Annotated in this window: 14 protein-coding genes, 1 tRNA gene and 2 pseudogenes; 9 read left to right on the forward strand and 8 right to left on the reverse strand. The window is 35.4% G+C overall.

What is annotated here, in order from left to right; all coding sequences use genetic code 11:
* The first annotated feature begins 219 nt into the window (after positions 1-219).
* The 3 genes from M3225_RS24285 (at position 220) to M3225_RS24295 (ending at position 4,110) form a co-directional block, all read left to right on the forward strand.
* A complete protein-coding gene (locus M3225_RS24285) occupies positions 220-1,746 on the forward strand; it encodes an NCS1 family nucleobase:cation symporter-1 (protein ID WP_251398741.1) in 1,527 nt (508 codons plus the stop codon).
* 270 nt (positions 1,747-2,016) lie between these two features.
* On the forward strand, positions 2,017-3,345 hold the full coding sequence (locus M3225_RS24290) for a GntT/GntP/DsdX family permease (RefSeq protein ID WP_251398742.1): 1,329 nt from the start codon (positions 2,017-2,019) through the stop codon (positions 3,343-3,345).
* Between the two features lie 153 nt (positions 3,346-3,498).
* Positions 3,499-4,110, forward strand: coding sequence for a DUF1349 domain-containing protein (locus M3225_RS24295; RefSeq protein WP_251398744.1), 612 nt, complete (start codon positions 3,499-3,501; stop codon positions 4,108-4,110).
* A 38-nt stretch (positions 4,111-4,148) separates the two neighbouring features.
* Here M3225_RS24295 and M3225_RS24300 read toward each other — a convergent pair whose 3' ends face one another.
* Complete coding sequence (locus tag M3225_RS24300; RefSeq protein ID WP_251398747.1) at positions 4,149-4,769, reverse strand: YitT family protein; 621 nt, start codon at positions 4,767-4,769, stop codon at positions 4,149-4,151.
* 173 nt (positions 4,770-4,942) lie between these two features.
* Between M3225_RS24300 and M3225_RS24305 the strand changes: the two genes are divergently transcribed.
* Positions 4,943-5,392 carry an Lrp/AsnC family transcriptional regulator gene (locus M3225_RS24305; protein ID WP_251398749.1) on the forward strand — a complete coding sequence of 150 codons (450 nt, stop codon included), beginning with the start codon at positions 4,943-4,945 and terminating at the stop codon, positions 5,390-5,392.
* Between the two features lie 27 nt (positions 5,393-5,419).
* Here M3225_RS24305 and M3225_RS24310 read toward each other — a convergent pair whose 3' ends face one another.
* Both M3225_RS24310 and M3225_RS24315 read right to left on the reverse strand, forming a co-directional pair.
* Positions 5,420-6,175, reverse strand: coding sequence for an arylamine N-acetyltransferase family protein (locus tag M3225_RS24310; protein ID WP_251398751.1), 756 nt, complete (start codon positions 6,173-6,175; stop codon positions 5,420-5,422).
* A gap of 20 nt (positions 6,176-6,195) precedes the next feature.
* Complete coding sequence (locus tag M3225_RS24315; protein WP_251398760.1) at positions 6,196-6,789, reverse strand: DsbA family oxidoreductase; 594 nt, start codon at positions 6,787-6,789, stop codon at positions 6,196-6,198.
* Between the two features lie 130 nt (positions 6,790-6,919).
* Between M3225_RS24315 and M3225_RS24320 the strand changes: the two genes are divergently transcribed.
* Positions 6,920-6,991 (forward strand) — tRNA-Val (locus tag M3225_RS24320).
* 350 nt (positions 6,992-7,341) lie between these two features.
* Positions 7,342-7,889: pseudogene (locus M3225_RS24325) on the forward strand (cysteine hydrolase family protein).
* Positions 7,890-8,199: 310 nt separating this feature from the next.
* Here M3225_RS24325 and M3225_RS24330 read toward each other — a convergent pair.
* The 3 genes and pseudogenes from M3225_RS24330 to M3225_RS24340 all read right to left on the reverse strand — a co-directional run bounded on the left by M3225_RS24330 (position 8,200) and on the right by M3225_RS24340 (position 9,788).
* A pseudogene (locus tag M3225_RS24330) lies at positions 8,200-8,742 on the reverse strand (recombinase family protein).
* Between the two features lie 481 nt (positions 8,743-9,223).
* On the reverse strand, positions 9,224-9,478 hold the full coding sequence (locus M3225_RS24335) for a hypothetical protein (protein WP_251398762.1): 255 nt from the start codon (positions 9,476-9,478) through the stop codon (positions 9,224-9,226).
* A gap of 85 nt (positions 9,479-9,563) precedes the next feature.
* Positions 9,564-9,788, reverse strand: coding sequence for a hypothetical protein (locus M3225_RS24340; protein ID WP_251398764.1), 225 nt, complete (start codon positions 9,786-9,788; stop codon positions 9,564-9,566).
* Between the two features lie 239 nt (positions 9,789-10,027).
* Here M3225_RS24340 and M3225_RS24345 point away from each other — a divergent pair, with 239 nt between their 5' ends.
* Both M3225_RS24345 and M3225_RS29705 read left to right on the forward strand, forming a co-directional pair.
* Entirely contained in the window at positions 10,028-10,300 is a 273-nt protein-coding gene (locus M3225_RS24345) for a GlsB/YeaQ/YmgE family stress response membrane protein (protein ID WP_251398766.1), read from the forward strand.
* A gap of 34 nt (positions 10,301-10,334) precedes the next feature.
* Positions 10,335-10,460 (forward strand): hypothetical protein, encoded by a 126-nt coding sequence (locus M3225_RS29705; RefSeq protein ID WP_275801129.1) that lies wholly within the window; start codon positions 10,335-10,337, stop codon positions 10,458-10,460.
* 146 nt (positions 10,461-10,606) lie between these two features.
* On the opposite strand, the gene M3225_RS24350 is transcribed toward M3225_RS29705, so the two are convergent.
* Complete coding sequence (locus tag M3225_RS24350; protein ID WP_251398769.1) at positions 10,607-10,831, reverse strand: hypothetical protein; 225 nt, start codon at positions 10,829-10,831, stop codon at positions 10,607-10,609.
* A gap of 356 nt (positions 10,832-11,187) precedes the next feature.
* Between M3225_RS24350 and M3225_RS24355 the strand changes: the two genes are divergently transcribed.
* Positions 11,188-11,664 (forward strand): hypothetical protein, encoded by a 477-nt coding sequence (locus M3225_RS24355; RefSeq protein ID WP_251398771.1) that lies wholly within the window; start codon positions 11,188-11,190, stop codon positions 11,662-11,664.
* Positions 11,665-11,947: 283 nt separating this feature from the next.
* On the opposite strand, the gene M3225_RS24360 is transcribed toward M3225_RS24355, so the two are convergent.
* The coding region (locus tag M3225_RS24360; protein ID WP_251396070.1) for an IS3 family transposase at positions 11,948-12,032 on the reverse strand (85 nt) is incomplete at its 5' end.

Here is a 12,032-nt window from a genome sequence, read left to right on the forward strand (position 1 = left end):
ACAACCAAAAAGGTTAACAATACACAATATATAAAAGTTCCCCCAAATAATGTTACAATTTGTCCAGTGTATCCCTGTTTCTCATTAAATATAATAAGGGATAACGTTAGTATTTATCACATAATAGAAAGAATCGTCACAAACGCCTTTATATTTCAGAAAATTCAAATAAAATCAGTTTTTTGGAATGAACTTATTTTATGAAAAGGGGTTTTATGGATGAAAACACAAATCGAGCAAGATGGAATTGTGACGCTCACAGAGGAGATGCACAATCAGCTGAGCGGCAGTGACCTTTGGAATGAAGATTTACGCCCCACTACGATGAAAGAACATTCTTGGAAAGGAGTTAACTTTGCTACGCTTTGGATTGGGATGTGTCTGTGTATTCCAGCTTATACAATGGCAAGCGGAATGATGACGCTTGGAATGAACTGGTGGCAAGCAATTGGTACGATCTTTTTAGGAAATGTTATCGTTCTTATTCCTATTTTGCTTAATTCTCACGCTGGAACCAAGTTTGGCATTCCTTATCCGGTATTTGCCCGCCTTTGGTTTGGAGATAAAGGAGCACATATTCCAGCACTAGCTAGGGCCATTGTGGCTGCTGGGTGGTTTGGAATCAATACATGGATTGGAACAGAAGCAATTGATACGCTGCTAAGCGCTTCGTTTTCATCTTGGAATGGTTTACCCGGTCATACAGCCATTGTATTTGCTTTCTTTTGGCTTTTAAATGTAGGAGTGGCATATAAAGGACCGCAAGCGATTAAAGTATTAGGAGCGATTGCTGCTCCGGTTATTGGTATTTCAGCTATTATTCTTTTTATATGGGCTTATACAAATTCAGGAGGATGGGGCCCAATTTTATCTACGCCTTCTAAATTCACATCAACCGGAGAATTTCTAGCTGTATTTTTTCCTGCTTTAACGGGAGTCATTGCATTTTGGGCGACGCTCGCTTTGAACATTCCGGATTTTTGTCGATATGCTAGAAGTCAGAAATCCCAAATGGTTGCGCAAACCTTCTCCTTACCGTTGACGATGAGTATTTTTTCATTTATTGGAATTGCTGTTACCTCAGCAACAATCGTTATATTTGGAGTAGCTATTTGGGATCCAGTGGCGTTAGTAGCTAAATTCCCTCCGTTTATCATTTTCTTAGGAACAATCGTTATCGTGCTTTCTTCTTTGACGATTAATGTGGGAGCAAATATTGTCGCGCCAGCCCGTGCAATTGAGAATCTGAATCCAAAGAAAATCACGTTTGCGATGGGGGCGCTAGTGACCGGTATTTTTGCTATTTTACTTCAGCCATGGTACATCATGTCTAATTTCGGGAACTATATCTTCGGCTGGCTTGGAACATATGGAGCGCTACTTGGTCCTATAGACGGCATCGCCATTGCTGACTACTGGCTTGTAAGAAGGAGACAGATGGCATTAAAGGATTTATACGAGGTAAACGGTCGCTACAGCTATTCAACAGGTTTTAATAAAAACGGTATTTATGCATTAGTAATTGGCGTGGCTATACCCGTTTTAGGCTTACTGATTCCTGGACTGCGCTTTTTATGGGATAATGCCTGGACATTTGGTCTATTCATTTCTATCATCGCGTACACGTATCTCATGAGAGGAGATAAAAGTGTATTAGTGCCAGGAGAATATGAAGAAATAACGTTAAAAACAAGTGAAAAAACGATTATCGACAGTCAAACGGCTGATCCAACCATCACAAAATAAAAAAGCAAAATCCAATCATTAACACGATTGGATTTTTTTATGAATTAAATCCCTATGGAAGAAAATTGATAAAATTTTTTTTAGTTTTTTTATTGATTTAAGAATTTTTTTTTCATATAATTTAAGTAATAAAAAGATGAAATCGTTTTCCAAATTAATTAATGTAAACGATTTCGATAATTGGAACTTATTTTTTAAAAAATTCACAGGGTGTAGAGCTTTTTTGCTACATAAAGAAAGCGTTTACTTAAAGGGAAGGTGGAAAGCAAGATGGATGCATACTTATTAGCTATTACAGTTGCCGCAATTGTTATTGTTATTGTAGGTGTTTCAGTTTTTAAATGGCATGCGTTTATTAGTTTAACGGTTGCGAGTTTGTTTTTAGCAATTGCTTCTGGGTTATCAATGGATAAAATTGTTGCCGCTTACGAAACGGGAGTGGGCGGTGTTTTGGGCCACTTAGTAGGAATTTTAGCACTGGGAACAATTTTAGGTAAGCTGATGGCTGATTCAGGCGCTGGCATGCAGGTAGCGGATTATTTCGTAAGAATATTCGGTGTGAAAAGATTGCCATGGGCGATGCTAGTAGCAGGTTTCATTATTGGTATTCCTGTTTTCTTCGAAGTAGGAATTTTGATCTTACTGCCTTTAGTTATTTCCATTCATAAAACAACAAAACAAAATATATTATTGATTGCTCTGCCAGTTATTGCAGGATTATCAATTGTTCATGGTCTCGTTCCTCCTCATCCAGGAGCGATGGCAGCTATTAGTATTTACGGAGCAAATACGGGGAAAGTGCTTTTATACGCATTAATCATTTCAATTCCAGCCGCAGTTATCGCTGGACCAGTTTTTGCAAAGTGGGTTCACAAACGTGTGATTCCAGAAGGAGAGCCTGATCTAATTCGTATTACGACTACATCAAAAGATCTTCCTGGTACAGGCGTTTCATTCTTTGTAATTTTACTGCCCGTTCTATTAATGATCTTAGCAGCTGTAGCACCTGTTATTAACGGATTGCCAAGCGGCGTAGTGAAGTTTTTAGAATTAATAGGAAGTCCTTTAATTGCACTTTTAATTGCTTGTTTTGCAGCGTTTTACCTGCTTGGAAAACGTCAAGGTATGACAAAAGATGTTATTAAAAAACTAACGGAAGAATGTTTGCTTCCTGTAGGATCTATTGTCTTAATTATTGGTGCAGGCGGCGGCTTCAAACAAGTATTAATCGATAGCGGAGTAGGTACAACGATTGGTCAAATGTCTGAACATCTATCTCTATCACCACTTGTACTTGCATTTTTAATTGCTGGGTTAATCCGTATTGCTACAGGTTCAGCAACAGTTGCATTAACAACAGCGGCTGGTATTGTCTCACCCATCATTGAGCACATGTCTGGTGTTAACTTAGAACTTCTTGTTATCGTTACTGGTGCGGGTTCGTTAATGTTCTCTCACGTGAACGATGCTGGCTTCTGGATGGTGAAGGAGTACTTAGGGTTAACAGTGAAAGAAACGTTCAAAACATGGACCGTTCTGGAAACGCTTCTATCCTTTATTGCTTTTGCAGGAGCACTTATTCTAAATGCATTAATTTAAAAATAAGACTCTTTTACTCTATGTAAAAGAGTCTTATTTTTTATAAAAGAAAAGAATCTACAGGAAAAATAATCAAAATATTTTATTTATTCGTTAAATTGTGGCAGAATAGAAATAGAAGAATAATAGCTTCTAAGAAGGGAATGACAGAGAGTGAGTAATCAACTAGTATTTTTCACAAACTTTTCAGAAGGAAAATTAGATTCAGAAGTTTCCTGGTTTTGTCCGCCAGCTCAATTTCAAGTTGATAGAGAAACGAATCGATTAGTGATTAAAACAGACGCTAAAACAGATTTTTGGCAGCGTACTCATTACGGCTTTGAAGCGGACAACGGACACTTTCTTTACCGTGAAGTAGAAGGCGACTTTGAAATTATGACAAAGGTGCATACATATCCGGTTAATCGCTATGATCAAGCAGGTCTCATGATTCGTGTATCAAAAGATACGTGGATTAAAACGTCAGTTGAATACAATCCCGATGGTCCTAACCAATTAGGAGCAGTCGTAACCAACCAGGGTTTCTCAGATTGGTCCAGTCAAAATTTCACTCAAAACAAATCAGCACTTTATTTTAAAATTCAGCGCAAAAATGATGATTACACCGTTTGTTATTCAAGTGATGGAGATTCTTGGACTCAGCTCCGACTCGCTCACTTATTGAACTCATCCAAAGAACCTGTTCAAGTTGGCATTTACGCTTGTAGTCCTCAAGGAGAAGGATATGAAGCCCAATTTGATTTTATAAAAGTAGAAAAAATTTAAATAAAAAACACGATTTAGTCACAGCTAAATCGTGTTTTTTATTTAGAAAGCGCATTATCTAAAGGCTGTGTGGTAGAATCGGGTGTCGGTTGATTGTGTAAAGCAATTTTTTGCTTGAAATAGCTGATGATAAACCCTGTAATGGCAATGGACATAACTGAGAAAATTCCTTTTGAAAGCCCAATTGAATACATGCTCGACAGCACGACAAGGAAATCAAATGAAAAATTCACTTTTCCAGGGTCCCACCCGAATTTTCGCTGCGCGAATAAAGCTAAAATATTAGCGCCGCCGAGAGAAGCTTCGTTCATAAATAAAATAGATAAGCCAAGGCCGGCAATTAGTCCGCCCGTAACAGCACCCATCAGGCTAGGAAGTGTAAAAGAAGGAAGCAAGTGATCTAGTGAAGTGAGAAGCGATAGCAAAGACACTGATCCTATAGTTGTAGTAGTAAATTTCCATCCCATTTGAAAGAAGGAAAAGAGATAAAAAGGAATATTAATGAGAAAAAAGATCACCGCAAACGATAAAGGAAAGGCGTATGACAAGCTAAGAGATAGACCAGCTGTTCCTCCCGTCACTACGTGAGAGTGCCGCAAGATAAGAACACCAATACTTGCAATCGTACATCCAAGAATAATCCATAAAACTTTTCGCATAAATAAACCCCTTTGTTTGTTTTTTTCAGAATTTTCATTTTCAATCATCTGCTTTAATGATAGGATATTAAATAAAGAAAACACATGCATAAATGAAGGAAATAATACTTGTTCTGTTATCAACTTGAATAAAGATTTTATTTATTATATTCATTTTGAAAGGAAAGGTTTGTATGGATCAAATCGATGCACAATTATTGTCTATTTTGCAAAAAGACGGACGTATGACAATTAGTGATTTATCAAAAAAGCTGGCTCTTAGCCGTCCAAGCGTATCAGAAAGGCTGCAGCGTCTTCAGGAACGAGGAGTGATCCAACGTTTCAGCGCTACGGTGTCTCCGAAAGCTTTAGGGAGAGATACACAGCTGTTTATTCAAGTAAGTGAATTAAAAAGAAAACCAGAGGAATTTGAAGACTTTATTGAGCAAAATGAAGATGTGCTTGAATGTCATCGTGTAACGGGGCCGGTTTCTTATTTTATCAAAGCAGCCGTGTCTGGAATGGATGGACTTCGAATGCTAGTGGATGAACTGATCCCTTATGGAAATGTGAATACCTCGATTATTTTAAAGTCGCCTGTAGAAAACAGGATGATTACTCCTGTACAAAAACCAGCCCCATGAGGAGGCCGGTTTTTCGTGTAAGGCATATTAATAAAATCCTTTAATAATATAAAAATGATTTTGCAAAATATCAGGAATTTCTTCTTCTGAAACGTTCCTTTTCGTCTTTTTTTCGCTGTCTGTTACAGTTAGCGTTTCACCAGAGAGCGTAATGCGCCCTGTCGGTGTTGCGATAGTAACAAGACGTTTGTGCACAAACGGAGAATCGGGTGACGTCTGATTGAACTCACACATAGGAGTAAAGTCAGTCAGCTTTGTAGGAATTGTAGACACGCGGTACAGTGTTTTCCATACTCCATCTTCAAAACGTTGCAAATCATACGTATGTTTTGCAACGTTTGTCATGCGGTAAGAGCCGCTTACATCTCTTACCACTTCGCCACTTAGCGGCATTGGTTTGCGAACAGAATCTCCAAATCCAACGTCCACGATGTAAGACTGATTTTCAATCTTTACAAGGTTTGTAGCGTGACTTCCTTCAATGGTCCACGTGCCGTCGGGTTTTTTGACGGTAGCTGAAACGTAGGAGACTTCATATCCGCTTTCTTTTAACAGCCAGCCAAATAGACCGTTTAATTCGTAGCAAAACCCTCCACGTAAATTTACGATTACTTTTTGAAAAATCCGTTTTAAATCAATAACGATAGGGGTTTGAGACAGAACGTCTAAGTTTTCAAAAGGAACATGAAGCATGTGCTTGTTCTGTAAAGTAGCTAAGCTTTCATACGTTGGGCTATCTGGTTTCTTAGCTAAAAATCGACTAAAATAATAATTAATATTCATCAAATGCACCTCTTAGTAAATCATTTCTCTCTGTCTTTAAGAAAACGTTCATCTAACAGTGCGTTTTCGATTGTTTCTTTGGAAACGAATCCTTGAAGTACGCGGCTGCCAATTTTTAAAGTTGGTACTTCCGTTACATGAGCTAAGCTATTTTTATGAACTTGTTCAAACGTCCGGTCTCTTAAGATACGTGTAAATATCTCTTTATCTAAATGCAGGGAATCAGCGATTTCTGCTAAGACTTCAATCTGGCTAATATCTTTTTCATCTTCCCAATAAGCTTTAAATACAGCATCTACATATGCACTTTCTTGACCATGTTTTTTAGCAAAATGAAAGCCTTCATGTGCTAAACGAGTACGTGGGACTGGGGACATGTCCGGCATCTTCATTTCTACGTGTAGCTGTTGTGCTAAAGGCACTATCGATTGATCCCAAGATTCCTCTAATAAACCTTCTATTTGCTCCATCTGTTCAGCTGGCTCAGGACGAAGTTCAAAAGGCTTCCATTCAATCTCAGCTTTTTGTTCTTTAAAGACTTCTCTTAAAGGCTTGGTGGCTAGAAAACATAGTGGACAGACAAAATCAAAATAAAATTCAACATGTGCTTTCATCCCGTCACGCTCCTTTATGGCATGTTTTTATTTTATCAAAAGTAAGGACGATCGTTCCAACTTGGGAACGGTGGAAAAATAGTTGACAAAATTGGATAACTCTTTCTATAATATAGTCAATACATATCACGAGCGATTAGTTCAGTGGGAGAATACATCCTTGACAGGGATGGGGTCGGGGGTTCGAATCCCTCATCGCTCATACCATTGAATTTGTTGCGTTGGTGCTGTTTTTACTAACAGCAAAACCTTCGTAGTGATTCAATCAATCTTTGATGAAAACATTCCTTCATTCTAATTCTAGAATGAAGGAGTGTTTTTTGTTGTCTTCATTTAATTATTTTGACGAAAAATCTCAAGTTAATAAACGACAACCCCATAAGCGAAAAGATGAAAAGATTTTAAAAAAGATTCTGCAAAAGTAATATTTGAGAAATTTATTGAATTTAAATTGTAATATAAAGTAATTTTTATATCGTAGTGAAAATCTATTTGACAAAATACTGTTACTAGGAAGTCTATATATTTAAATAAAACCTTAATACAGCTTTAATTATTATCGATGTTAAAAGGGCTTTTGAAGATGAAAAGTGGGGGATAAGAAATAACCTAAATGTTGAAGACAATATTCAAGTTCTCTTAAAGACATGGAGAGAAAAGAAATACCCAATCATACATATTCAACACTTATCTGATAACGACCATTCAATTTTCCATCCTAGTAAACCAAGCTCAGACTTTAAAGATGTTGTAGTCCCAGCTGAAAACGAAATGATCTTTAAAAGAAAGTGAATAGTGCATTTATAGGAACTGGACTCGAAAAACATTTAAAAGAAAACCAAGTAGAAAAGGTTGTAATAGTGGGGTTAACAACTCCACACTGCGTCTCAACTATTACTCGAATGAGTGGTAATTTAGGATTTGAAACGTATTTAGTATCAGATGCAACAGCTGCATTTGCAATAAAAGGCACAGATAATACGTATTATTCGGCTGAGCAAATACATAATGTGTGATTAGCTACTTTAGACAACGAGTTTGCTACAGTTTTAACCACAAAAGAATTAATCCAAAATTTAGTCGGCAAAATAAAGGCTTAATACTTTTATTTAATTGTATACGCTATACATCCATAGTTAACATAATTCCGCTTCCCGGACCACACCACAAAAAAGAACCCTTGTCGCAGAACGATTCTGCCAAGGGCCCTTTTTCCGGAGTATGCAGCTTTTTATACATCCTTGATTTCTCAACGTTCTTTACAAGGGCATTCGCAAAATACATGTATAAAAAACATACCTTTTATACATATGCTAGTCCCTATAGGAATAGTCTTTATTCCTATGCTTTCTTGTAGTTACATTTTCTATATACAATAAAGGCCCATGAGTCTTCATGGGCTTTTATGTTTCAATTATCTAAGTAACGATATAGAGTAGTCTTACTTATACCTGTAGCTTCTGTTATTTGAGCAATCGTATATTTCTTACTCCAGTACATATCAAGTGCACGATGAACATTATAGTCAGGTTTCTTAGGACGACCGCCACTTTTTCCTTTCAATTTCGCTTCTTCAAGACCAGCTTTTGTACGTTCACTGATGACATCATGTTGAAATTGGCCAATACGTTTAATGGTATTGAAAAACTTTTTTCCTTCTAATGTTGAAGTATCAACATCATCCAGAATAGATACAAAATGAATATGATTTTCAGAAAGATATTCAATTAATTCAATAAGGTGTCGAGTAGAGTCTGCAATACAATAAAATTTATAGACAACTACTGTATCTCCCTCTTGGAGAGAAGCTAACATCTCATCAAATTGCACTCTCTTTTTTAAGGAATTTGTTTTTTCTTGATAAACCTTTTCGCAATTATAGGGTTGCAAAGCCTGTAATTATTTGTCCAAATTTTCATCTTCGCTATATGGACGGGTATAACCAATAATCACTAAACCATCTCCTGCATGGATTGTTTATTTACATTTTACTATTTATTATTAATTTTAGATTGAGCGAACTCCATTAGATCTCACTTTCTTTTACTAAATGTGGAATTTATTTTTAAAAAATTATAGCTTAAATTTTTCAAAAAGACTATTTTTATAAGGGCTAGTATATGCATAAAAGGCTGTTTTTTATGCAAAGAGTCCATACTTAGTCATCATAGAAACTTTGATAAATCAAAGATGTATAAAATTATGTATAAACGAAAATTATGGCAACCAAACGAGCTCTTGTGTATCAAGAGCTCGTTTGGTCACTTGTTTCCGGAAAGAGACATTATGGTAACTAAAAATGTATACTTTTACGGACGGACTATTTAATTTTGTTTCTAAATGTTATATGAGGCTCAGCATATATTTCTCCCTATTATCTACAATAAACTATCTAAATGAAAAATCTCGACATGGTAAAATGTCGAGATTTTTATTAGGCGACGATTTCTATATAGTCTTTTTTTACAGCATCCCATTGGAATCTTCCTTCTTCTACAACAAGGTGAGCTTCAAGATCCCAAGGTAAATTTTGTTTAGGTATATCTAAACGTAAGTGTTCAATACTCGCTGGAGGAAGCTCCCTGTCTCGTTCATTTAGTCCGATAAAATAAATACCACCTTGTGCTAATACATCTGGATGTAAATAAACAAAGATTGTCTGTAGTTCTGTTCTCTTTATTCCTTTCATTCTTTCGACTCCTTTTGAATACTTTTTAATAACTTAGTTTAATAAGTAATTAGAATATCTACTTTTTCATGCTATTGATTTAACATTAATTTTTTTTATATTTATTTTCAGTGGAGGATTCATTTTTAGTTTTCTTTTTATTTCTTTCATCTTGCTTTTCTATCTTTACCTCTTCAGTTGGTATTGGATCGACTGTCTCTTCAATTTTAAAGCGATCAAATAGAGTTTCATTCTCCGTAGGATACTGCTCAGCATGATCCCTTCTTTTAGTCTCTTGAGGATGGGGGGGGATTTTTCTTGACTCTGTCATTTTGATTCCCCCCTGTTTTGACTATATAGATCCATATAGATCTCCTCCTATAGATGAAATATTTTATTTACTTTTATCCTAACAAGGATGATCTTAAACCTATACTTATCGAAGTTTTGATTCAATTATAAAGATAAGTAAAATGAGAGAAAAGACTCTAAATAAGAAAAAAATACCATGATTAATGGGTTTTAGTTAGGGGTAAAGTCAACTAAACATTTTAAAAGGGGTGAATATAAATGGAAATTCTATGGATGCTAATTGTCGGTGGAATTATCGGGTGGCTCGCTGGTTTAATTACGGGAAGTGATGTTCCTGGAGGTATTATTGGTAATATTATCGCAGGCTTTATTGGCGCTTGGTTAGGCGGCCTTATCTTGGGAGATTGGGGACCAGTTGTTGGTGGATTTGCAATCATTCCCGCAATTATTGGATCAATTATTTTAGTATTAGTCGTAAGCTTTATTTTACGAAAAATGGGTCAAAAGAATAATCATGGTCATCATGCATAAGAAAGTAAAAAAATTTAAATTGGAGTGATTAAAAATGAAAGAAGAAAGCAAGTCTATGTTATCTAACTTTTGTGAAGAAAATCGATTTGAACTAGATTCTTACCTTACTTTTTTATTTGATCAAAATAATAATGATCCTGAAAATGGGTCAAACGTTTAATGAAAGATGAATTAATTTTTAGAGGGAAAGACAAAAAGATATTAAACCAGAATGCAGTATAAGCGATCTTATTAATTCAGTTTAGAATATATAAGGTCGCTTATTATTATGGAGAATGTTCAGAGATAAAGAATAAACGTTCTTATTTACAGGCAAAACCTAAAAAATTGCAACTTTTCAATAAATCCGTTTAAGTCACAAGTATGAAAAGTATCTTCAAGTACACGGCTTTCTTCAGTAATCGAATAAATGTGAATTTCCGTACAGCCATCCCATCTAACATTGACATCAAACTTACCATCTTCGCTTTCTAGCTTAAGCGTAACTGTCCCTCCGCCTTCTCTCCTATGTTTAGTCTTTATAATCCACATACAAACACTTCCTTTTTATAAAGTGGACTTTTTAGTACTTTGTTTGCATTATTCCAACTCATTTATTTTATTCATTTAAGGTTTCTCATTTATTGGCATTTTTATTACCATTGCCACTTGTGAATGATCTTTTTAGAAGTTTCAAGATCATTGAAACATCTGCATAAGTTAACTATAGATTATAGTATCCTTAAAGGAAGAATGTAATAAAAATATCAAGGTAGATCTAATGTTACATATTTTTGTTATTGATTAAAGCTATTTAATATAGAAATATCTAGAGAAACGCGTCTAACTAATACCATAAATTTATTTTATTGTAACTATATGGTATAATAAATCAAAAAGGAAAAAACATGATTGGACTTGCTATTGCCATTATTGTATTTAATTTTATTGCATTTAAAACAAATAAAAGACTGACAGCAAATCAAATTGTTCATCTCTGGTTGTTTACAATTGCTTTTCAAAGTAGTTTCGATGTGTACATAGATTTAAAATATCATGGGTACTGGTATTTCACAGACGGTGCAGATTGGAAAGGACTTCTTGTTCATACTGTGTTACTCCCACCTGTTAATATGATGTTCCTTAATTGGTATCCCTTTAAAAGGGATTATATTAGGCAAGTTTGTTATTTTATTTTTTGGTTAATAGCCATTTTGCTTTATGAAATGCTTACATTATTACCTGCTCCTTGGGGATATTTTCATTATGGTTGGTGGAATTTATGGCATTCAGCTATACTTAATCCTGTACTTTTATTTATCTTACTAGGCTTTTATAAGGGGATATGTAAGCTAGAGGACAAGCTTTTATCAAGAAAGAAATAAAAATAAAAAGCCACCTCGCTTTGTAGGGGAGATAGCTTTTTAAGGAGATTATCTATTAAATATATCAATAGAAAAATCATATTATAATTTTTTTAAAAATACTATTTTTTAGGTGCGAGCATATATATACAAAGAGCGCTTTTTATACATTCTCGTTTCTTTCAACTATCCAAAGAACGTAGTCATATCCACAATGTATAAAAAGCTGCATACTCCGGAAAAGAGGCCCTTAGCTGAACCTTGGGACTGCACCCTGTTTGTGAGACAGGAATCAAAGCACCTTTTAAACAACCATTTGCCGGTATTGTACTGGTGACCGGTTGTTTAGTTTCGTTTGAATACGGGCATTGTTGTAATAGGTAATATAG

Source organism: Priestia aryabhattai (assembly GCF_023715685.1).
Taxonomy (GTDB): Bacteria; Bacillota; Bacilli; order Bacillales; family Bacillaceae_H; genus Priestia; species Priestia aryabhattai_B.